This window comes from Marinomonas alcarazii, from assembly GCF_003208215.1.
GTDB classification, from domain to species: domain Bacteria; phylum Pseudomonadota; class Gammaproteobacteria; order Pseudomonadales; family Marinomonadaceae; genus Marinomonas; species Marinomonas alcarazii.
Genome location: NZ_QKLW01000002.1, coordinates 484,431 through 506,064, shown reverse-complemented (window position 1 = coordinate 506,064; position 21,634 = coordinate 484,431). Strand labels below are relative to the sequence as shown.

The window sequence follows — 21,634 nt, the reverse complement described above, 5'->3', positions numbered from 1 at the left end:
CCTCTGTTCCTGCTTTTTTATAGGTCTTTCTTTGTCTTGTTTAGACGAAGATAAAGAATTTAGCGATAAACAAAGCCGCTAGTAGATAAACCGCAACACCAACTTGTTTGCCTTGGCCTGATAGCAGTTTGATAACGGCGTAACTAATAAAAGATAACGCGATACCATCTGCGATTGAGTAGGTTAGTGGCATTGTGAAGGCCGCGATTAACACTGGCGCCGCTTCTGTAATGTCATCCCAGTCAACTTTAGCTAGACTGCTTGTCATTAGTACTGCTACGTACATCAGAGCGCCTGCAGTAGCGTAAGCAGGAATAGAACCAGCTAGTGGTGCGAAGAATAAGCTAAGGATAAACAATAAAGCCACAACCACAGCGGTTAAGCCAGTACGGCCGCCAGCAGCAACGCCAGATGCGCTTTCAATGTAACTTGTTGTAGAAGACGTGCCCAATGCTGCACCTGCAACTGTTGCGCCAGAGTCAGCCAATAACGCTTTTTTCAAACGAGGCAGTTTGCCGTCTTTGTCTAGTAGGCCACCACGTTGGCCAACACCGATTAGAGTGCCTGATGTGTCAAATAAATCGACGAAGAAGAAAGCGAAAATGACACTTAACATGCTTATTTGGAAAGCACCTTCGATGTCCATTGCTAGGAATGTTGGTGCAATGGAAGGTGGTGTAGAGATTAAGCCACCAAATTCATTTTGACCAAATAGCATAGATAAGACAGTCACAAAAAGGATGCCGATCATTACTGCACCAGTCACGTTTAAGTACGCTAAAGCACAAATAACAAAAAAGCCTAGTAGACCATAGATAGCAGAGGGAGAAGAAAGATCACCCATTGACACTATAGTTGCAGGGTTTTTCACAATGATGCCTGAGTTTTGCAATGCAATCATGGCTAGGAAAAGACCGATACCCGCAGCGATGCCAAGTTTAAGCGAAGACGGAATGGCGTTAATAACCCATTCGCGAATTCGAAAAATACTGATAAAGATGAAAAGAATACCGGATAGGAAAACTGCGCCTAGAGCTTGTTCCCAAGTGTAGCCCATGCCTAATACTACACCGTAGGTGAAAAAAGCATTGAGTCCCATTCCTGGAGCTAGGGCGATTGGGTAGTTTGCGTATAACCCCATAATCAAGCAACCAACAGCGGCAGCAAGACAGGTCGCAACAAATACTGCGCCTTGGTCCATGCCAGCTTGGGCAAGAATAGAAGGGTTAACGAAAATAATGTAGGCCATTGTTAGGAAGGTTGTGATACCACCAACAACTTCATTGCGTACCGTGGTGTTGTGCGCTTTTAGTTGAAAATAACGTTCGAGCATGAGGGGACCTTAATATTCACCGAGGGAAGTGTATTAACTGATCATTTGGTCAGTCTCTTATTTCGGGCGCAAGTATAAAAAAAATAGGTCAAATTTGGGAGCTAAATCGCAACAAATAATCACTTTTATACTGAATATAAGCGAAAAAATGGCCATTCCTTGGCTTTTGGGTGTTCTTTAGGTGTACTGAGCGTTGCTTAGTTTGTTAAAACTATAACCGTGTGACTTGGTAACCACTGGCTTTGAGTTTTTTCAGTAGGCTGTCTGGACCGGCCAGATGCATGGCGCCCACCATAATAAATTCGACGTTATCGTCGTTTAGCATGTTTTCAATTTGTGGTATCCATAGGTTGTTTCGCTTCACTAATAATGAGTGATAAATGTCTGGGTAGTCTGTTTGAAAGTCTTCTAGTTCTATTTTTGCCATGGTTTCTACATCGCCTTTTCGCCAGCTTTCACGTAGATCTGTCATGGTTTTTTGCATGTCTTTGATATCGTCAAGTGCGTAGTTAATTACCGCGTTGTTGTCTTGTTCTTGTAGGTCTTTCAGTACGTCTATTTGTGTCTCTGGTTCTTCTAGCCAACCTTGGGCTTTTTGGTCTTTCTGAGCTTTTTGTGCATAAAACTGATCAACCCCCTCACTGGTAAATCCGAGGTACTTGAGTTCGATTAGGCTAAGTGAAATAGCCAGCGCGCTTGGTTTGAGGTTTTGTACTGCTGTGATAGGGATTTGTCGGCTATCTAGATAGGCTTTAAGCGAGCTAAATGTGTCAGCGGATAGAATTTCGTCGATGGTCGTGCCATCCGAATAGGACAGCGCTTCCTGCATTTTTTGTTTAAATCCCGGTTGGCTTATGGTGTCCATATTGGTTTCAAATACTATCTTATTGGCTGCTTGGTAAGCTTGTTCGTATTCTTTAGGGAGCGGGTAGTCCTGAGGTGTGAGCAGGTGAATAGTGCCGCCAATATAAAGTGTGTTGGCACCAGAAGTCACTTTCCAAACGGAAGCTGCTTGAGTTTGGAAGCTGGCAGCAGCGAGTAAAGTAAGGCCAAATTTCTTGAGAAGTTTCATGCTTTTCCCTGACTAAGGTAAGTGAATGGCCGTCATTGTGTGGTGAAGTTAGGTTATTTATTCAGGCCGTTGTGGTGGCGAAAAGTGTTATTATGCCGAATCTCTGTCAATACTAGTGTAGTAAATCTTCGATGAAAAAAGAGTTCGTGTCTATAGGGCTAACCAATCCTAAAAGTATTTCCAATGTTGGTTCTGTTATGAGAGCCGCTGGTTGTTATCAGGTCAACCAAGTTTTGTACTCGGGCCAACGTTATGATCGTGCTTCGAAAATGTCTACCGACACCAAAAAAGCGTCGTCTTCTATTCCGTTAATAAATATTGAATCACTTGGTGTGACAACCATGATAGAGGCGGTAGAGGAAGGAACCAAGATTGTGTGCGTTGATTTAATTCAAGGCGCAACGCCCTTGCCACACTTCATACACCCTGAAAAAGCGTTGTACATCTTTGGGCCAGAAGATGGGACTATTGATCAGAAAGTCGTCGACCGCGCTGACTATGTGGTCTTTGTTCCCACTATTGGCTGTATGAATCTTGCCGCTTCAGTCAATGTATTACTCTATGATCGCTTGGCGAAATCTGACCGTGCAGATGCAGGAGATGAGCTTATCCGTCAAAGCAAAGACGTGAATAACAATGTAAAGGTTCGCAATAGCATTTGAATGCGTTGTGTCAGCATGTTTGTTTGGTCGTTTTCTTATCCAATATTTTTCATATAGTTAACAGTAAGTTGACTGTGATGGTCTGCTATCAATGCAAAAATATCATTTCAATCTAATGGCGTTATTTGGAAAGAAGGTAAAAGTCTATTTTAACAATTAAGACCTTCCGTACGGTTTCTTTGTCGCCAGAATGAAATTTGTTTGATGAGATAGAGGGAATGCATCCAGATGAAGCCTTTGAGAATTGTGGTACTTGCCTTTGGGGCTTGCTTCGCGACATTAAGTTACGCTGAGAAGTCATCTGTACCGCTAGAGCCCTTAAGCCTAGAGCTTGAATTAGGGCTTATCTCCACGACTGGCAATATGCAAAGTACTGCTTTGAAGACTAAAGCAACAATAAAACAAGATTTTAGAGAGTGGAAAGCAAAATACCAAGCAGACGTTTTATATAAACGCGGAAAAAATAATGACGATGAAGAGACCCAAACAACGGCCCATAAAACGTTTTTGTCTGCCCAGAGTGACTATAAACTAGCCAAGGAGAATAGTTCGGTGTTTGTTTATGGTTCTTACACTGATGATAGGTTTAGTGGCTACGAGTATCAAAACACTTTGTCAGTTGGTTATTCCGGCCGAATATATGAGGATGAGTCTTCTTTTTTAGATTACAGCGCTGGGCCAGGTTACTCGTTTAGTCAAACAGATGCAGGGGAAGAGGAAAAAAATGCGATTATTCATATTGAGCTTCAATATGAATATGAAATTAACCCTAATGTGACGTTTCAACAGGGCATAAGTACCGATACCGCTCTAGAGAGTGATAAAAACTCTACGTCTAAATCTGAAACCTCTTTTAATGTAAAACTTAGGGATAACCTGCAAATGAAAGCCGTTTATAGCCTTACCCATAATAGCATCGCATTAGAAGATAAAAAGAAGACTGATGGCATCGCAAGTGTTATTTTCTCTTATTCTTTCTAGTGTCATTCCTACAAACAATTGAGATTGTCAGCACATGCGTTATCAAGGAATAAAAGTTACATTGGTAACGGGGTTTTTAGGCGCAGGTAAAACGACGTTAATTCATCATTTGCTAGAGCAGTCACCAATTAATGAGCGATGGGCTGTACTGGTAAACGAGTTCGGTGACATTGGCTTAGATGGGGCATTTTACTCGGACTTAGGCGTTGCCATTACAGAGGTGGCTGGTGGTTGTGTGTGTTGCACAACGTCGGCTGCGTTTCAGCAGGGGTTGAACCAATTAATTCGCCAACATAACCCTGATCGCATTTTTATCGAGCCTTCCGGCCTTGGTCATCCTAAGCAAATCATTCAACAATTGCGCGGTGATATTTATCGTGATGTGTTGTTGCTTAGTGGCGTATTTTGCGTCCTAGATGCTCGCACTCTTCATGATGAACGTTATACCAAACACGCTATTTTTAAAGATCAAATCGAGTCTGCACATGGCGTTGTATTAAGTCATGTGGACCGTTATCAGTCGCAGGATTTTGATGCTGTAGATCAATATTTAAGTCATTTGTTTGTGTCATCATCGCTCCCTGTGGTTTTTCAATCTGATCCAATGGAATTAGAGGCTGAAAAGTTAGATGTTGGTTTGAAGGACGCTGTGACTTCCCCCCGTTTTACCAATCACTCTTATATACGCGGTAGAGATTTAAGCCAGAGTCATTTGCCGAGTTCCGATTTAGACAAAGAAACAAAAAAAGCGCTGAATTTTAGCGGACGCCATTACTATCAAAAACAACAAGATTCTATGCAGGTTTTGGGTTGGCACTGGGCCCTTGGTGAATACACTGACAGTGAAACGCTGTTGTCGATGATTCGTCTAATTGCATTGCAAGAGGGTGTTTACCGAGTGAAAGGTGTGTTTGCCCTCAATTTGTATGAGGCTGTTTTTGTCAATGTTGCGCGTGGCGAAGTTGTCTCGACTGTCGCCCCGTGGCGGGAAGTTAGTAAGATGGAAGTAATCGGTAGTATTGATGAAAAATGGCCTGATCAGGTAAAACTATGCTGTGAGGCGTTAATTTAGCGGCATGATGCTGTTTTTTTAGGTTCGCCTTATTGATTGCCTTTATTCACAAAAAACTCAGTTTGAAACAAATAAATGCGGTCTTGGTTTATTTTGTCATTAACTTTGGCACCTTTTGTTATTGAGAGAATGTCTCTTATAGAGGAACCTTTCTAACATAAGAGGTTCCAATTGGGACAGATGGATAAAAACAATAAGAGGTCATAGGCCATGCCTGAATATAAAGCTCCGTTACGCGATATTAAATTCGTCACAGAAGAAGTTCTCGACTTTCATGGACACTACGCAAAATTGCCAGGTGCCGAAGAAGCGACGCCGGATATGGTGGCAGCGATTCTTGAAGAGGGTGCTAAATTTGCCGAGCGAGTGCTTTCTCCTCTAAACCGTGTTGGTGATCAACAAGGTTGTCAGTTTAAAGATGGTGTTGTAACAACACCTGAAGGTTTTAAAGAAGCCTATCAGCAGTATGTTGAAGGTGGCTGGCCTTCGTTGTCTCATCCTGAAGAAGTCGGTGGACAAGGTTTACCAGATTCTCTTGGTATGATGGTGACAGAAATGATCGCCACATCAAACTGGTCGTGGGGCATGTACCCAGGATTAAGCCATGGCGCGATGAATACCATCGAGCTACATGGTACGGATGAGCAAAAACAAACCTACTTAACAAAACTTGTTTCTGGTGAGTGGACAGGCACCATGTGTCTGACTGAACCTCATTGTGGTACTGATCTTGGTATGTTGAAAACCAAAGCAGAGCCACAAGATGACGGTAGCTACGCCATTACAGGTACTAAAATCTTTATCTCCGCAGGTGAACACGATATGGCTGACAATATTGTCCATATCGTATTGGCTCGCTTGCCTGACGCCCCTGCTGGCACGAAAGGTATTTCCCTGTTCATTGTGCCAAAACACAATGTTGACGACGCTGGAGAAGTGGCAGATCGCAACCAAGTGTCTTGTGGTTCTATTGAACACAAAATGGGTATTCATGGTAACGCGACTTGCGTCATGAATTTTGATGGTGCGAAAGGCTTTCTAATTGGCGAGCCTAACCGTGGCTTAAATTGCATGTTCACTTTCATGAACGCCGCTCGTCTTGGTACAGCGTTACAAGGTTTGGCGCATGCAGAGTGGGCGTTACAAAATTCTGTTGCTTACGCTAAAGACCGTCTGCAAATGCGTGCTTTATCTGGGCCAAAAGCACCAGAAAAAGCAGCGGACCCTATTATTGTTCACCCTGACGTACGCCGTATGCTACTGACCCAAAAAGCTTTTGCGGAAGGTGGTCGTGCTCTGATTCATTATTGTTCTATGCTTGTAGATACTATGAAAAGAGGCACAGCGGATGAAAAAGCTGAAGCCGACGAGCTTATGTCGTTGCTGACTCCTATTGCCAAAGCGTTTTTAACAGAAACCGGTTTTGAAGCGGCAAACCATGGTCTTCAGGTGTTTGGTGGTCATGGCTTTATTGCCGAGTGGGGCATGGAGCAGAACGTCCGTGATTGTCGTATTTCTATGTTGTATGAGGGAACAACAGGGATTCAAGCATTGGACCTTTTAGGTCGTAAAGTATTAATGACTCAAGGTGCAACACTGCGTCGCTTTACCAAAATCATTCACAAATTCTGTAAAGAACACAAAGGCGATAAACGCGTTAAATCGTACATCACAGCGCTCGATAAATTAAACGGCGAATGGGGCGATGTAACGATGAAGATCGGCATGAAAGCCATGCGTAACAAAGATGAAGTAGGTGCAGCATCCGTCGATTACCTAATGTTCTCAGGCTATGTTGTATTGGCTTATTTCTGGGCACGTATGGCGGTTACCGCACAAAATAAATTGGACGAAGGTACAGACGAAGTTGGTTTTTATACGGCCAAACTGCAAACAGCGACTTTCTACTACGATCGCTTGTTGCCACGTACTCGCGCCCATGCAGAAGCGATGTTGTCAGGTGCTGATAATTTGTTGGCAATGGAAGAAGATAACTTCTTATTCCTGAATGCCTAATTAGCGTAATAAATAACCATCCATGCATTTTTTAAGTGCATGGATAAGAAAGTTTTTGAAAGATTGAAGAGGTTGATATTATGAGTGAAGCAAAAGCAGTTTTTGAGGCTATGCTAGAGCGTTTCGATGCGGATGAAGCCGATGATATGGAAGCGGTGTTTCAATTTGACTTAGATGATGCTGACAGCTATCACTTAAGTATCGAGGACGGTAAATGCTCGATGGGAGAAGGTGAGCATGACGATCCGACGGTAACATTGAGTATGGATCTAGCCACTCTCAAAGACGTTATGAGTGGGGAATTAGATGGCATGGCAGCGTTTATGCAGGGTAAAATCCGAGCTGATGGTGACATTATGCTGGCGACTAAGCTGACTCAAATCTTCCCGCAATAGGGCGATTAAGTTTAGCGACCGCTTTAAAGCTCAACTGCCATCTGTGCGGTTGGGCTTTTGTTACTTCCCAACTCCTAAATAAAAAAAACAAATGGAGCTTTTTATGACAATGGATACTTCTTCTAATAGCAACGTAAATATTGGAAAAGCGCCAGGCAGCTACTTACCCGAATCGCTTAACCCCAATGGTTATGAGTCTTTAACTGATGTCCTTGCGTTAGCATCGAAAAAATATGCTGACCTGCCTGCTTTTACCAGTGTGGGTAGGACCATCACTTATGGTGAATTGAATGAAAAGTCCGATCAATTTGCGGCTTATCTTCAACATGAAACCGATTTAGTCCCAGGCGATCGAATCGCCGTTCAACTTCCTAATGTTATTCAATACCCAGTTGTGCTGTTTGGTGCAATGAAAGCAGGTTTGATTGTAGTAAATACGAATCCACTCTATACACCGAAAGAGCTGGAGCATCAGTTTAATGATGCGGGTGTAAAAGCACTGGTTGTGTTTGCAAATATGGCGCACAACGTCGGTAAAATACTGGCAAAAACCTCTATAAAACATGTGATTATTACCGAAATCGCCGACTTCCATTCTCCTGTAAAACGCTTACTTGTTAACTCTATTGTTAAGTATGTGAAGAAAATGGTGCCTGATTACCATATTCCTAATGCTCTTATGTTGAATGATGTGCTGGCAAAAGGAAAAGGTAAATCGGTCTCTAAAGTATCTGTGTCGTCGGAGCAGATTGCCGTCTTACAATATACTGGCGGAACAACCGGTGTGGCAAAAGGGGCCATGCTGACTCATGCAAATCTAATCTCCAATATGTACCAGTTGGGTTCAAGACTGGGCTCCATTGTGGCTGAACGAACTGAGCTCTATATTGCTCCGCTTCCTCTGTACCATATTTATGCCTTCCTCATTCATGGTTTGACCTTATTAGAAAAAGGCGCACACAGCGTATTGATTCCAAACCCAAGGGATCTGCCAGGCTTCGTGAAAGAGCTTAAAAAATGGCGCTTCACAGGCTTTGTTGGATTAAACACATTGTTTGTTGGTCTATGTAACAATGCTGGCTTTAAAGAGCTTGATTTCTCCAGTCTTAAATTAACCTGCTCAGGTGGTATGCCGCTAACTCATGCTGCTGCAGATGAGTGGAAAAAGGTAACTGGCTGCCAAGTAGTAGAAGGTTATGGTTTAACAGAGACATCCCCAGTTGTTTCTTTTAACCCGATTGGCAAAGAGCGCATTGGTACCATTGGACTTGCTGTAGCTGAAACCGATATCAAGATTCAAAACACAGAAGGTGAAGCTTTGCCACAAGGTGAAGCAGGCATGTTGTGTGTGCGTGGCCCTCAGGTAATGAAAGGGTATTGGAACCGAGAAGAAGCGACTCGTGACGTGATGACGGAAGACGGCTTTTTAATCACGGGCGATATTGCGATGCAGCACCCTGATGGCTACTTGCAGATAGTGGATCGTGCTAAAGACATGATTATTGTTTCTGGGTTTAATGTTTACCCTACAGAAGTAGAAGATTGCCTATCTTCGTACCCAGATATTTTGGAATCGGCAGCCATTGGTGTGCCGGATGATAAGACCGGTGAAGCGGTTAAAGCCTTTGTTGTTTTGAGAGCCAATGTTGAGTCATTGGATACCAAAGAACTGCGCCTTTACTGTAAGGAAAATTTAGCCGCTTATAAAGTGCCTAAGTTCTTTGAAGTACGTAAAGAACTACCGAAAACCAATGTGGGTAAAGTGTTGCGTCGTGCTTTACGTGAAGAACAAGCCTAACCTTTGGTTAGGCAGATCACTAAAGTAGGAGTGCAGCATGCCGCCGGATAAGCGCAAGTTAATGCATCGCCGCACCATCGAGTCCTATGGCTATTTACGAGATGATGGTTTGTGGGACATCGAAGCGACGATGCAAGATATCAAGCCGTATGATGTTAACCGTGAATTTGATGGGACTTTGGTGCCAGAAGGCAGCCCTTTCCATGATATTACGGTTTGTTTAACGTTAGACGACACCTTTTTAATTAAAGAGGTGTCTGTTTCAATGGATTCTTTTCCCTTTCCCAGTTGCGGTGGTGCCGCACCCAGCTTCGAAGCTTTGAAAGGAACTCGTATAAAGGCTGGGTGGAGCCGTTGGATAAAGCAGACTTTTAGTGGGAAAGTAGGTTGCACCCATGTATTGGAATTATTACCTGTAGTCGCAACCACTGCTTTTCAAACCATGTGGCAGCCTTTGGGAAAAAAATACCCTCAGCATGTCCCCGCAACGCTTACCAAGTTAGTTAACAGTTGTCATGGTTGGTCAGAAGATGGCCCTATGGTACGTAAATTAGTCGAAGAGCAAGTATTGCATTTACCTTCAAAGGAGAGTCAGTAATGAGTGATTTTGTTACTGAAAATATTGAGTCTGGTGTGCAGATTCTGTGTTTCAATCGAGTCGAAAAGAAAAATGCGATTACCTTGGCTATGTATCAGGCGTTAACTAACGCCTTGCGCCGCGCAGAAGCAAACCCGGAAATAAAAGTCACCTTGATCCACGGTGCAGGGAATGATTTTTCGTCGGGTAACGACATTAATGAATTTGTGCAGATTGCTCAAACACCTGAGAAAATGGAAGCGATTATGGCTTTCTTGCAGGTATTGACCAGTTATAAAAAACCGCTCATCGCAGGTGTAGAAGGCAGAGCAGTAGGCGTTGGTGCGACTATGTTACTGCATTGTGATTTGGTGCTTGCCTCCCGTGAAGCGCGATTGCAGTTTCCTTTTGTGCAACTGGGCTTGGTACCAGAAGCAGCATCGAGCCATTTATTGCCTTTATTGGCAGGTCATCAAAGAGCCTTTGAAATATTGATACTTGGAGAAGTGGTGGATGCGACACAAGCTCATGAAATGGGTTTGGTTAATCACCTTTGTGAAGAGGGTGAGGCATATCGCGTTGCTCTACACTACGCCAATAAAGTGGCAGGGTTGCCTGTCGAGGCGGTGGCTTTGAGTAAAGACTTATTGAAGTACAGAGCCCAAGACGATGTACAAATGGCTTTGATGCGTGAGGGAAGAATTTTCAAAGATCGGTTGCGTTCAACTGAAGCGCATCAAGCTTTCATGGCATTTTTGTCCCGTAATAAATAGCATTTTTTTGTTGTCTTAAGAGAAGCCACTAACAGGCAGAAGGTGACCTTGCCCTAGGGGAGGTCATTTTCATTGTTAACATAGTGGCCCTATACTTCTTAATCAGCGCCTTGTTACTCTTTTATAGTTGTTCCTCTTTTTTGTCCCTTTTTACTTGCAATCTTTTTTTCCAATTCATACTAAACTCAAGAAGCATCTTGTCTGTTATTGTTGTTTTTTGAAACCTCTATGCTTTAACGGATTAATGTGTGATTATTTTTGTCAGTTAACTGGCGCTTTTTTGTTATTGATGAAAAGCATTCCCAAACTACTATAGAGGTTAAATAAAGAGTTCTATTGATAAGGAATATCTGCATGATCTCGACCAAATAAATATCCTTGGTTGAATGCATCAAACAGGATCGAAAAATAAATACGAGGGGCTTATGAAAATCTTAGTATCTGTAAAGCGAGTCATAGACTACAACGTCAAAGTTCGCGTCAAACCCGACCAATCAGCGGTCGATCTTACCAACGTCAAAATGTCCATGAACCCTTTCTGTGAAATCGCTGTGGAAGAAGCTATACGCCTAAAAGAAAAAGGGGTGGCATCTGAAGTCGTGGTTGTGTCTGTTGGTTCAAAATCTTGCCAAGAAACATTGCGTACAGCGATGGCGCTTGGTGCTGACCGCGCGATTCAAGTTGAAGCCGAAGATGGTTTGGATTCGTTATCGGTTGCAAAACTTATCGCTAAAGTGGCACAAGAAGAAGCTGCGGACTTAGTGATTATGGGTAAGCAAGCGATCGATTCTGATAATAATCAGACGGGTCAAATGGTGGCCGCGCTACTGGATTATCCTCAAGCAACATTTGCCTCAGAAGTTGTGATTGAAAACGGGGAAGCTCAGGTTACTCGTGAAATTGATGGTGGTCTGCAAACTCTAGCGATTACCTTGCCAGCGGTTGTTACGACAGACCTTCGTCTAAACGAACCGCGTTTTGCTTCTTTGCCAAATATTATGAAAGCGAAGAAGAAACCATTGGATGTTAAAACACCTGCCGACCTAGGTGTGGAAGTGGGTTCTAATGTCAGCATCGTTTCTGTTACACCACCACCGCAGCGTGCTGGTGGTATTAAAGTTGGCTCTGTTGCTGAATTAGTAGACAAACTTAAAAACGAAGCGAAGGTGGTGTCATGAGCGTTTTAATCATTGCAGAACACGATAATAAATCTCTAAAGCCTGCGACGTTAAACACGGTAACCGCAGCCACACAAATTAACGCGGACGTGCATTTATTGGTTGCTGGTTTTGAATGTCAAACCGTTGTTGAGCAAGCATCACAAGTGGCTGGGGTAACTAAAGTGTTAGTTGCTGATAATGCCGCCTATGAACATCAGTTGGCTGAAAATGTTTCTAAATTAATCGTTGAGGTTGCTGACGGCTATGAACATATTTTGGCTCCAGCAACAACAACAGGCAAAAATACGTTACCGCGTGTGGCTGCATTATTGAACGTAGCTCAGCTCTCTGATGTGATCAAAGTTGAATCTGCAGATACGTTTGTTCGTCCAATTTACGCGGGCAATGCTATTGCGACGGTAAAAACAACGGATGCTGTCAAAGTATTGACCGTTCGAGCTACGGGTTTTGATGCCGCTGCGAGTACGGGCGGTAGTGCAGAGCGTCAGGTGCTTTCGCAAGTAATTGCATCGGATCGTAGCCGTTTTGTGAAAGAGCAATTGGCTGAATCTGATCGACCTGAATTGACCGCGGCGAATGTGATTATCTCTGGTGGTCGAGGGATGGGCAACGGCGATAACTTCAAGTTGTTGGAAGGGATTGCAGACAAGCTGGGTGCAGCCATTGGTGCTTCACGTGCAGCGGTGGATGCAGGCTTTGTACCGAATGATTTACAAGTAGGCCAAACGGGTAAAACGGTTGCGCCAGATCTGTACATCGCGGTTGGCATCTCTGGTGCGATCCAACATTTGGCTGGTATGAAAGATTCTAAGGTGATTGTTGCCATCAACAAAGATGAAGAGGCGCCAATTTTCCAAGTTGCGGATTATGGCTTAGTGGCCGACTTGTTCGATGCCGTGCCTGAGCTAGAAAAAAGCCTATAACGGTTCGTAGAAACTAGGTTGTTTGTATTGCTTGAAAAAGAAGCAAAAACAGCGTGTAAATATCAGGTGACGATGGGAAAAAAACCACCGTCATCATAATAAAAATAATTGGAGACCAGCATGATTTTCGAAGGACAAGCAATCAAGGTTGCAGCCGATGATGCCGGCGTGGCAACTGTCACTCTGGACTTGGTCGGTGAGTCGGTTAATAAATTCAACAGTCTAACCTTGAATGAATTGGCTGAAGCCGTTAATGCCCTTAAACATATTGATGATTTGCAAGGCGTTATTTTTGCCAGCGCAAAAGACGTGTTTGTCGTCGGCGCAGACATTACGGAATTTACTTCTTGGTTCAAACTCGAAGAAGAGGATTTAACCGATAAACTTCGTCATGCTCATAATATCTTTAACGACATTTCTAACTTATGTTGCCCGACAGTTGCGGCTATTAACGGCATTGCACTTGGTGGCGGTATGGAGTTGGCCTTGGCCTGTGATTATCGTGTTATGGCGACGACAGCAAAAATTGGTTTGCCAGAAACTCAGCTCGGCATCTATCCAGGCTGGGGCGGTACAGTTCGTCTTCCTCGTTTAATTGGTGCAGACAATGCCTGTGAATGGATTTGTGGTGGTGCCCAGAAGCGCAGCGAAGATGCTTTTAAAGATGGTGCTGTCGATGCCGTGGTTGCAGCAGATAAAGTGAATGAATCGGCTCGTCACCTCATTCAACAAGTGATGGATGGCAAGCTGGATTATCATGCACGTCGTAATGAATTACGCGCGCCAATGGTATTCACTCCTATTGAAAAAATGATGGTCTTTGAATCCGTTCGTGGTGTTGTCGGAGCGAAAGCGGGTAAACATTATCCTGCGCCAATGGCAGCGATTAAGACCATTGAAAAAGGCATTAGCCAAGAGATGGAAAAGGCCCTTGATACTGAAATCAAAGGCTTTGTAAAGCTAGCTAAAGGTCCAGTGGCGAAATCCTTGGTTAACTTATTCCTAAGTGATCAACAAATTAAGAAGACAGCGGGTAAATACTCGAAAGGTGCGACGCCTGTTAAGCAAGCCGCTGTATTGGGTGCGGGCATTATGGGTGGTGGTGTTGCCTATCAATCAGCCTCCAAAGGTACGCCGATTATCATGAAAGACATTCGCCCAGAAGCCCTAGAACTAGGCTTGAGTGAAGCGAATAAACTTTTCAATGGTCAAGTAGAGCGCGGACGTTTAACGACTGAAAAAGCGTTTAAAGCGATGAACGCAATTGTTCCTGCGCTGAGTTATGGCGAATTTGAACACGTTGACCTTGTGGTTGAAGCGGTTGTTGAAAATGTCAAAATCAAAAAGTCTGTATTGGCTGAAGTAGAAAGTAAAATCGCCGATGACGCTATTTTGACTTCTAACACGTCAACGATCTCCATTACGGAATTGGCAAAAGATTTGAAACGCCCAGAAAACTTCTGTGGTATGCACTTTTTTAACCCAGTACATCGTATGCCTTTAGTAGAGGTTATTCGCGGCGAGAAAACCAGTGATGCGGCTATCGCTAAAACCGTTGCTTATGCCCAAGCCATGGGTAAAACACCTGTTGTGGTAAATGACTGCCCTGGATTCTTAGTAAACCGTGTATTGTTTCCTTATTTCGCTGGTTTTTCTTTGATGATGCAGGAAGGGGCGGATTTCCAAGTGGTTGATAAGACCATGGAGAAATTTGGCTGGCCGATGGGACCTGCGTATTTGCTTGATGTGGTGGGTGTTGATACGGCATTCCATGCGGATCAAGTAATGGCGGAAGGTTTCCCTGATCGCATGAAGCATGAAGGCAAAAATGCAGTAGATCGCTTGTTCGAGCTAGAACGTTTTGGTCAGAAAAATGGTAAAGGTTTTTATACCTACGAGGCAGATCGCAAAGGCAAACCGAAGAAGATTTTTGATGCCGAAATTAACGATTTGCTAGCACCTGTTATCACGTCTAATTCTGAGTTAACAGAAGACGATATTGTCGCTCGAATGATGATTCCTTTATGCATTGAAACGGTTCGCTGTTTAGAAGAAAACATTGTTTCTTCTGCTGCAGAAGCGGATATGGGATTGATTTACGGTATTGGTTTCCCTCCATACCTTGGTGGTGCTTTGCACTACTTAGACCAAATGGGACTGCAGGCATTTTGTGACCTTGCAGACAAATACAGCCACTTAGGTAAGTTGTACGAGCCAACCGCAAAAATGCGTGAAATGGCGAAGAACAACGACACTTATTACGGCGCATAATTTCCCATAGGCTAGAGGAGAATTTCCATGAAACTGAATCCAAATGATGTCGTCATTATCGACGCTGTTCGCTCACCAATGGGTAAAACGAAAAACGGTGTATTTCGTAATGTGCGAGCAGAAAATTTATCTGCTGCATTGGTAAAAGAGTTGTTTAAGCGTAACCCGAATGTGGATCAAAAAGACGTAGAAGACTTGATCTGGGGGTGTGTAAACCAAACGCTAGAGCAAGGCTTTAACATGGCCCGTGCTGTGTCTTTGTTGGCTGGTTTACCAATAACCACGGCGGCACAAACCGTTAACCGTCTATGTGGTTCGTCTATGTCTGCGATCCATACGGCAGCTCAGGCTATTATGACAGGCCAAGGAGATGTGTTTGTTGTTGGTGGTGTCGAGCACATGGGACACGTCAATATGATGCACGGCGTAGATGTTAACCCTGCATTGTCTAAACATATGGCGAAAGCCTCCATGATGATGGGGGTGACGGCGGAAATGCTAGGTAAAATGCACGGCGTGAGCCGTGAAGACCAAGATGCCTTTGCCGTGCGTTCACATCGTCTTGCTCATGAAGCGACTTTGCAAGGTCGTTTTAATAATGAAATCGTATCAATTGAAGGGCACGATGCGGATGGCAATAAGATCCTAGTGGAAGTGGATGAAGTCATTCGCCCTGAAACCTCTATGGAATCTTTGGCAGGGTTGAAGCCTGTTTTCATGCCAAAAGTTGGTACAGTAACAGCGGGTACGTCTTCGGCTTTGTCGGATGGTGCATCGGCCATGTTGATGATGTCTGCGAAGAAAGCCGAAGAACTGGGTTTAACGCCAATCGCTAAAGTGCGTAGCATGGCGGTAGCGGGTTGTGATCCTGCGATTATGGGTTATGGACCGGTACCTGCAACTAAGAAAGCATTGAAGCGTGCAGGTTTGACGATCGATGATATTGAGGTCGTTGAGCTAAACGAGGCATTTGCAGCCCAGTCTATCCCTGTACTGAAAGATTTGGGTCTACTAGATCTTGTCGATGATAAAGTGAACTTGAATGGTGGTGCGATTGCTCTTGGTCATCCGCTTGGCTGTTCAGGTACACGTATCTCTACGACATTGCTAAATGTAATGCGTGATAAAGACGCGACGGTTGGCCTTGCTACCATGTGTATTGGTATGGGGCAGGGTATTGCGACTGTCTTTGAGCGCGTATAAATAGACGACTATTGTGCTTGTCTGTTTTGCCTTGTCTCGGCTTCATTCATGACGTCGAGGAAGGGCTTTAATTAGTCTGAAATGGTAATTTCTGTCTTTAGCCCCGCTATGTGCGGGGCTTTTTTTGCTCTGGTGTTTTGTACGATACTGGTTGATGATAAGTGCCAATAACCAAGCGGTTTCGTGTGACTGAACGAGGAATGTTTTGTGAAAGTAGCAATATTAGATGATTATCAAAATAGCGTTAAAGACTTGGCATGTTTTGATGTTTTAAAAGGCCATGATGTGCATGTTTTTAATGAAACCTTTCTTAGCGTCAGTGATTTGGTTGCCAATTTAAAAGATTTCGATGCGCTGGTTTTGATACGTGAACGTACGGTCATTTCTGAAGAGTTGCTGGCTAACTTACCGAATTTAAAACTGATTAGCCAAACAGGGAAGATTAGCAATCACATTGATGTCAAGCTGTGCCACAAATACGGTGTGGCTGTGGCAGAAGGTATTGGTTCACCGGTTGCTCCGTCTGAGTTATGTTGGGGTTTGATTATGTCGGCAAGTCGACATATTCCCGAATATGTTTCTCAGTTTTCACAAGGTCATTGGCAGCAGTCTGGCTCCTTGGGATTGGGACGAGTATTAAACGGGTCTGTTCTGGGGATTTGGGGGTATGGCAAAATAGGTCAACGTATCGCGCAATACGCGAATGCCTTTGGAATGAAAGTGCTTGTATGGGGAAGTGAAAGCTCAAGATCCTTGGCTAAGGAGCATGGTTTCCTTGCTGCTGAATCGAAAGCGGCTTTCTTTCAAACGGCAGATATTATTACCTTGCATTTGCGACTCAATGAGGCAACTAAAGGCATTGTGACGCAGGCGGATTTGGCTTTGATGAAGTCTGACTCTTTGTTAGTAAATACCAGCCGAGCAGAACTAATTGAAAGCGGTGCCTTGTATGCAGAAATGCTGGCTAACCCGAGTAAACGAGCGGCTGTCGACGTATTTGAAAGTGAGCCTGCCACGTTAGAAAATGAACCTTTGTTGTCTTTACCAAATGTGCTTTGCACTCCGCATATTGGTTATGTTGAAAAAGCCAGTTACGAGCTTTACTTCAAAATTGCGTTTGAAAATGTTGTGGCTTTTGCCAATGGTAAAGCAGAAAATTTGGTCGCTACTTCATAAAGTTAAGTTCGATTAATGCTATTATCTAAGCTGTCATTAGCCTGTTCGGCAAATGTTTTAATCAACTGAAGTCATGAGTCATCATGACTTCAATGGATATTTTAAATCACATAGGATGTTTCATATGAAAGCTCTTCCATCAGCGCTGCTGTTAGCCGTGCCCGCTGTACTTTTTTCTAACTTGCTCGTTGCTCAAGATGTTTCTGAAGAACCTGTATGCGATGTCAAAGATATAACGTCTTTTTCTTATATGGAAAATCTTCAGCCTAATGCGGATGTAGATGTTGGCGCAATCTATAAAGCAAAAACCGAGGAGTTAATTGCTTTTGGTAAAGACAATAATCTAGAAGGCTTTCAAGTCATCAGCCAAGATGCATCTGTAAGCCCTAACTGTTGCGGTAATTATGGCTCGCAAATAAACATGAATTATACTGTGAGCTACAAACCTAGTTACGACGCTTTTAACGCGTTCCGTAAGTTTTCTGGGATGGGCTCTGTCTCGACTTATCGTGTCGGTATGGAAAACTGTCCAATAGATAAATAGGTTCACCGTCTTGCTCTTTAAGGGGGATTAAAGAGCAAGAGGCGGTTTAGTATCTTATCTACTCTCGCGCTAGACTTTAAAATTACCAACTTCACTGTTGAGGGTTTTATACAAATCTGTTATCTGTGTGGACTGTGTTTTTATTAGAGCAGAGACATCTTTAACACCATCTGTTTGTTCCTTTAGTTGGACAAGGCTTTGGTTAATGCCGTCTGATAATGCGGCCTGTTCAAGTGTCGCTTGCGCTGTTTTTGAAGCCATTTGTTGTACTTTTTCGAATGATGTATTCAGCGAGTCAAATATGCTGATTACTTGTTCAAAGTTTGATGCAGTGTGGTCTGCATTACTACGGCTATTTTGAGTCGCAATAGAAGATTCTTTCACGTTCATTTTAAGTTGTTCGATAATAGTTTCTATTTCATCAGTGCTGTTTTGAGTACGTGTTGCTAGGGTTCGAACTTCATCGGCAACAACCGCAAATCCTCGACCTTGTTCGCCTGCTCGCGCTGCTTCAATGGCGGCGTTTAATGCAAGCAAGTTGGTTTGTTCAGCAATGTTTCTAATGACTTCAAGAACGGATGAAATATTTTCTGAGCTTTTTTCAAGCTGATCGGCTCGTTTTAAGGATTCCTCAATATCACTAATAAGGCTAGAGATGGCGGTATGGGAAGTATTTACAGCTTGAATTCCTTTTGCTGTTAATTGGCTAGACGTTGTGGCTTCTGTTTCTGTGTCTTTTGCTACTTCTGCCATTTGTTGGTTTGCTATATTCATTTCTTGCCCTGCGCTTATCATAGAGGTTGAGGCATTCACTAGCGCATGAGTAATGTTGTTGGTCGTGTCTGAGGCGTTTTTTAATTCGGTCGTCATGCTGCCAAGAGCGGATGATTGTTTATGAATGTTGCTAATGATTGAGCGAAGTTGTTCTACAAAGCCATCAAACTCTTTGGCTAAATCTCCGAGTTCATCTTTAGATGTAGAGTCGATTCGTTGTGTTAAATCACCGTCACCTTCCGCAATTTCGCGTATGCGTAGGGCCATATTTTCAACGTTTTTGGTTATTTTTAGAGGGATAAAGTAACCAAGTAGCAATGCAATGACAAAAGCAATAGCGGTAATTATCATGGCAATTCTTTGGTTATTGGAAATCGCTTTTACGTTCTTAGCTTCTATTTCTCTAGAGTGCTTTCTTACAGCGTTTCCTGCGCTATCTAGTAGGCTACGAATTGCCTCGAATTTTGTGTCTGCATCAATAATCTCTTGAGGGAGTTTGTTAGAGATTTGAGCTTCAGGTGAATCTAAATGAACAAGACTTTCTTGAAACCATTCATCAAATAATACATCAAACTTGCTATAAGCTTGTGTTAATTGTGGTTCATCCACTAGATGTCCACGGTAGGCTCTAAATCTTTCTAAAGCCTGGCTCGCATTTATATTAAACTCATCTTTATTTTCTTTACTATTTCCAACATGGTTGACGATTTTTTGTTGGGCTAAGCGTGCTTGATACAAGTCTCTGTCTGCATTTAATACTTCTGTTATCGCTTCTACATAAGTATTAAGTTCTTCGGCTGAGTCAATTTCATCTTTCGAATCTTGAATGTGCTCTCTTAATCGTTCGCCTGCTTCATCAAGCATATTACGAATAACGGCGAATTTTTTATCTAAACTCATCATCTTCTCTGAAAATTGCATGCTGCCTTTGGAGGTTGAAATGAGTTTTTCACTTGAATTTAGCCATTCATTGTAAAGTGTGTTGAATGACTCGAAAGGCGTGAGGAGGTCTTTTGGCTCATTTTCCAGATATTGTTTGTAAAGTTGAAAGCGATCGAATACTTGTTGGGCGTTCTCTCTAAAATCTGCTTCGTCTGTTTCTTTTGGACCTTCACCATCGAGCATTTTTTCCTGAGCTAATCTGGCTTGGTAAATATCTCTATCTGCGTTTAATACCTCTGAGATCGCCTCAAAATAATGCTCTGCTTGCTGCTTCATATTATTTTTTTGCATGCTACTCATTAGCATCATAAAAACAAAAAGAGATATTAGAATAATGGAAAGAAAGACGATGGGGAGCATCATCTTGATTCGAATAGAGTGGATGCGCATTTGTAATCCTTTATCAATCCTTAAGATGATTGAAGTCTAGGAAAGGAAGTTGATTAGCGCAAAAAAATAATGGTTACTTTTTGAACTAAATGAACATATTTATTCATTATGGTTTTTTAGGCTGAAAAAAGTTTGAATGAAGTAAAATAGGTGGTTATGAAGGCCTTTGCCACCTATTTTCAATTTGATTGATTTTTTTAATTAATGACGCACTTTTACTCTGTAAGCCAAGGTTGAGTGATTACCTCAGACGGTTTGCGTTCCATAATAACATTGCCATGGCGCACAGAAAGTAATACCTCACCTTGACGGCGCAGTACACTGTAATCGTCATGTCCTTCCAGTAAAATAAAGTTTGCGGCATTACCCACTTCAATACCATAACCTTGTAAGCACATGGTTTTGGCGCTGTTGTCTGTGATCATGTCCAGTGCGCGGGCATAGTCTTGATAACCCATCATTTGGCAGATGTGCATGGCGTAATCTAAGGTTCTAAGCAGCTTGCCATTACCCAGTGAATACCAAGGGTCGAAGATCGAGTCTTGCCCTAGACAGACGTTAATGTCGGCTTCACGTAATTCTTTGACTCTCGTTACGCCTCGGCGTTTCGGGTAGGTATCAAAACGCCCCTGCAAGTGAATGCTTTCGGTTGGGCAAGAGATAAAGTTAATGCCGGAGTTCTTCAATAATCTAAATAGCTTCGAACAGTAGGCGTTGTCGTAAGAGTGCATGGCTGTTGTATGGCTTGCTGTGACTTTTGATCCCATATCATGGAATAGGGCCTCAAAAGCCAAGAATTCTAAGAAGCGAGAATTTGGATCATCGATTTCATCACAATGCACATCAACCAAGCGGTCGTATTTTTTCGCCAGCTCAATGATTATTTTGACGGACTTCTCTCCCAATTCACGAGTGTATTCAAAATGAGGAATACCACCGACCACATCGACGCCAATCTCTAACGCTTCTTCCATTAGCTTTAGGCCATTTGGGTACGACAGCATGCCATCTTGGGGAAAGGCAACCACTTGCAAATCGATTTTGTCTTTTAGCTCATCACGAATCTCACAAAGAGTACGAACGCCTATCAAGGTCGGGTCGGTCGTATCTGCATGAGTTCGAATCGCCTGCACCCCGTTTTGCACCAGAAGCTCAATAGTTGATAACGCTCGGCGACGTATATCGGCTTTGTTTAGCATTGGCTTACGTTGGCTCCAGCGTTCAATACCTTCGAATAAAGTACCGCTTTGATTCCATTCTGGTTCACCTGCTGTTAATGCTGCATCCAGATGAATATGTGGCTCAACAAAAGGCGCACAGACTAGATTTCCACTAGCGTCGATGGTATCTCCTGATGCTACTAATGTGTCCTGTTGAGTTTCAATTTTACTGAACTGGCCCTGATCAATATGAATAGAAAAGAGTTCTGGACGCTGGCGTAAACGGGCGTTAATGATGTGCATAAAAGGCCTCAGTGATTACTTAGTGCAAAGAAGATAAGTTGTAATATTACCCATTTAAGCTGTTATTGTTATGGGTAAATTGTATTCC

Annotated in this window: 18 protein-coding genes; 14 read left to right on the top strand and 4 right to left on the bottom strand. The window is 43.1% G+C overall.

Annotated features, from left to right (window positions below; genetic code table 11):
• Positions 1–40: 40 nt before the first annotated feature.
• Both DFP75_RS07205 and DFP75_RS07200 read right to left on the bottom strand, forming a co-directional pair.
• Positions 41–1,333: an NCS2 family permease gene (locus tag DFP75_RS07205; protein ID WP_110573735.1), complete on the bottom strand. Its 1,293-nt coding sequence runs from the start codon at positions 1,331–1,333 to the stop codon at positions 41–43.
• A gap of 211 nt (positions 1,334–1,544) precedes the next feature.
• Positions 1,545–2,405, bottom strand: a complete 861-nt coding sequence (locus tag DFP75_RS07200; RefSeq protein ID WP_110573733.1) for a TraB/GumN family protein — start codon at positions 2,403–2,405, stop codon at positions 1,545–1,547.
• 131 nt (positions 2,406–2,536) lie between these two features.
• Between DFP75_RS07200 and DFP75_RS07195 the strand changes: the two genes are divergently transcribed.
• The 14 genes from DFP75_RS07195 (at position 2,537) to DFP75_RS07130 (ending at position 17,977) form a co-directional block, all read left to right on the top strand.
• The gene (locus tag DFP75_RS07195) at positions 2,537–3,067 is read left to right on the top strand and encodes an RNA methyltransferase (RefSeq protein ID WP_110573731.1); all 531 of its coding nucleotides are present in this window, start codon (positions 2,537–2,539) and stop codon (positions 3,065–3,067) included.
• Positions 3,068–3,295: 228 nt separating this feature from the next.
• Complete coding sequence (locus DFP75_RS07190) at positions 3,296–4,048, top strand: DUF481 domain-containing protein (protein ID WP_110573729.1); 753 nt, start codon at positions 3,296–3,298, stop codon at positions 4,046–4,048.
• A 34-nt stretch (positions 4,049–4,082) separates the two neighbouring features.
• Positions 4,083–5,120 carry a CobW family GTP-binding protein gene (locus tag DFP75_RS07185; RefSeq protein WP_110573727.1) on the top strand — a complete coding sequence of 346 codons (1,038 nt, stop codon included), beginning with the start codon at positions 4,083–4,085 and terminating at the stop codon, positions 5,118–5,120.
• 210 nt (positions 5,121–5,330) lie between these two features.
• Positions 5,331–7,136, top strand: coding sequence for an acyl-CoA dehydrogenase C-terminal domain-containing protein (locus DFP75_RS07180; RefSeq protein ID WP_110573725.1), 1,806 nt, complete (start codon positions 5,331–5,333; stop codon positions 7,134–7,136).
• An 80-nt stretch (positions 7,137–7,216) separates the two neighbouring features.
• Positions 7,217–7,531 carry an SCP2 sterol-binding domain-containing protein gene (locus DFP75_RS07175; protein WP_110573723.1) on the top strand — a complete coding sequence of 105 codons (315 nt, stop codon included), beginning with the start codon at positions 7,217–7,219 and terminating at the stop codon, positions 7,529–7,531.
• A gap of 103 nt (positions 7,532–7,634) precedes the next feature.
• Positions 7,635–9,329 (top strand): AMP-binding protein, encoded by a 1,695-nt coding sequence (locus tag DFP75_RS07170; protein WP_110573721.1) that lies wholly within the window; start codon positions 7,635–7,637, stop codon positions 9,327–9,329.
• A 37-nt stretch (positions 9,330–9,366) separates the two neighbouring features.
• A complete protein-coding gene (locus tag DFP75_RS07165; RefSeq protein ID WP_110573719.1) occupies positions 9,367–9,927 on the top strand; it encodes a DUF2889 domain-containing protein in 561 nt (186 codons plus the stop codon).
• Positions 9,927–10,679 (top strand): enoyl-CoA hydratase-related protein, encoded by a 753-nt coding sequence (locus DFP75_RS07160; RefSeq protein WP_110573717.1) that lies wholly within the window; start codon positions 9,927–9,929, stop codon positions 10,677–10,679. The genes DFP75_RS07165 and DFP75_RS07160 overlap by 1 nt, the downstream gene beginning before the upstream one ends.
• A 425-nt stretch (positions 10,680–11,104) precedes the next feature.
• Entirely contained in the window at positions 11,105–11,857 is a 753-nt protein-coding gene (locus DFP75_RS07155; RefSeq protein WP_110573715.1) for an electron transfer flavoprotein subunit beta/FixA family protein, read from the top strand.
• Entirely contained in the window at positions 11,854–12,783 is a 930-nt protein-coding gene (locus DFP75_RS07150; protein WP_110573714.1) for an electron transfer flavoprotein subunit alpha/FixB family protein, read from the top strand. The genes DFP75_RS07155 and DFP75_RS07150 overlap by 4 nt, the downstream gene beginning before the upstream one ends.
• A gap of 120 nt (positions 12,784–12,903) precedes the next feature.
• Entirely contained in the window at positions 12,904–15,054 is a 2,151-nt protein-coding gene (gene fadB, locus DFP75_RS07145) for a fatty acid oxidation complex subunit alpha FadB (RefSeq protein ID WP_110573711.1), read from the top strand.
• A 27-nt stretch (positions 15,055–15,081) separates the two neighbouring features.
• The gene (fadA, locus tag DFP75_RS07140) at positions 15,082–16,257 is read left to right on the top strand and encodes an acetyl-CoA C-acyltransferase FadA (RefSeq protein WP_110573709.1); all 1,176 of its coding nucleotides are present in this window, start codon (positions 15,082–15,084) and stop codon (positions 16,255–16,257) included.
• Positions 16,258–16,464: 207 nt separating this feature from the next.
• On the top strand, positions 16,465–17,433 hold the full coding sequence (locus DFP75_RS07135) for a D-2-hydroxyacid dehydrogenase family protein (protein WP_110573706.1): 969 nt from the start codon (positions 16,465–16,467) through the stop codon (positions 17,431–17,433).
• A 124-nt stretch (positions 17,434–17,557) separates the two neighbouring features.
• The gene (locus tag DFP75_RS07130; protein WP_110573704.1) at positions 17,558–17,977 is read left to right on the top strand and encodes a hypothetical protein; all 420 of its coding nucleotides are present in this window, start codon (positions 17,558–17,560) and stop codon (positions 17,975–17,977) included.
• A gap of 69 nt (positions 17,978–18,046) precedes the next feature.
• Here the strand turns inward: DFP75_RS07130 and DFP75_RS07125 are convergent, their stop codons facing one another.
• On the bottom strand, positions 18,047–19,984 hold the full coding sequence (locus DFP75_RS07125) for a methyl-accepting chemotaxis protein (protein WP_245926999.1): 1,938 nt from the start codon (positions 19,982–19,984) through the stop codon (positions 18,047–18,049).
• A gap of 314 nt (positions 19,985–20,298) precedes the next feature.
• Entirely contained in the window at positions 20,299–21,546 is a 1,248-nt protein-coding gene (codA, locus tag DFP75_RS07120) for a cytosine deaminase (RefSeq protein WP_110573700.1), read from the bottom strand.
• Positions 21,547–21,634 lie beyond the last annotated feature (88 nt).

Excerpts from the sequence above, each read along its gene's own strand:
- DFP75_RS07205 (WP_110573735.1), bottom strand. The coding sequence starts at position 1,333 with ATGCTCGAACGTTATTTTCAACTAAAAGCGCACAACACCACGGTACGC.
- DFP75_RS07200 (WP_110573733.1), bottom strand. The coding sequence starts at position 2,405 with ATGAAACTTCTCAAGAAATTTGGCCTTACTTTACTCGCTGCTGCCAGC.
- DFP75_RS07195 (WP_110573731.1), top strand. The coding sequence starts at position 2,537 with ATGAAAAAAGAGTTCGTGTCTATAGGGCTAACCAATCCTAAAAGTATT.
- DFP75_RS07190 (WP_110573729.1), top strand. The coding sequence starts at position 3,296 with ATGAAGCCTTTGAGAATTGTGGTACTTGCCTTTGGGGCTTGCTTCGCG.
- DFP75_RS07185 (WP_110573727.1), top strand. The coding sequence starts at position 4,083 with ATGCGTTATCAAGGAATAAAAGTTACATTGGTAACGGGGTTTTTAGGC.
- DFP75_RS07180 (WP_110573725.1), top strand. The coding sequence starts at position 5,331 with ATGCCTGAATATAAAGCTCCGTTACGCGATATTAAATTCGTCACAGAA.
- DFP75_RS07175 (WP_110573723.1), top strand. The coding sequence starts at position 7,217 with ATGAGTGAAGCAAAAGCAGTTTTTGAGGCTATGCTAGAGCGTTTCGAT.
- DFP75_RS07170 (WP_110573721.1), top strand. The coding sequence starts at position 7,635 with ATGACAATGGATACTTCTTCTAATAGCAACGTAAATATTGGAAAAGCG.
- DFP75_RS07165 (WP_110573719.1), top strand. The coding sequence starts at position 9,367 with ATGCCGCCGGATAAGCGCAAGTTAATGCATCGCCGCACCATCGAGTCC.
- DFP75_RS07160 (WP_110573717.1), top strand. The coding sequence starts at position 9,927 with ATGAGTGATTTTGTTACTGAAAATATTGAGTCTGGTGTGCAGATTCTG.
- DFP75_RS07155 (WP_110573715.1), top strand. The coding sequence starts at position 11,105 with ATGAAAATCTTAGTATCTGTAAAGCGAGTCATAGACTACAACGTCAAA.
- DFP75_RS07150 (WP_110573714.1), top strand. The coding sequence starts at position 11,854 with ATGAGCGTTTTAATCATTGCAGAACACGATAATAAATCTCTAAAGCCT.
- fadB (WP_110573711.1), top strand. The coding sequence starts at position 12,904 with ATGATTTTCGAAGGACAAGCAATCAAGGTTGCAGCCGATGATGCCGGC.
- fadA (WP_110573709.1), top strand. The coding sequence starts at position 15,082 with ATGAAACTGAATCCAAATGATGTCGTCATTATCGACGCTGTTCGCTCA.
- DFP75_RS07130 (WP_110573704.1), top strand. The coding sequence starts at position 17,558 with ATGAAAGCTCTTCCATCAGCGCTGCTGTTAGCCGTGCCCGCTGTACTT.
- DFP75_RS07125 (WP_245926999.1), bottom strand. The coding sequence starts at position 19,984 with ATGCAAAAAAATAATATGAAGCAGCAAGCAGAGCATTATTTTGAGGCG.
- codA (WP_110573700.1), bottom strand. The coding sequence starts at position 21,546 with ATGCACATCATTAACGCCCGTTTACGCCAGCGTCCAGAACTCTTTTCT.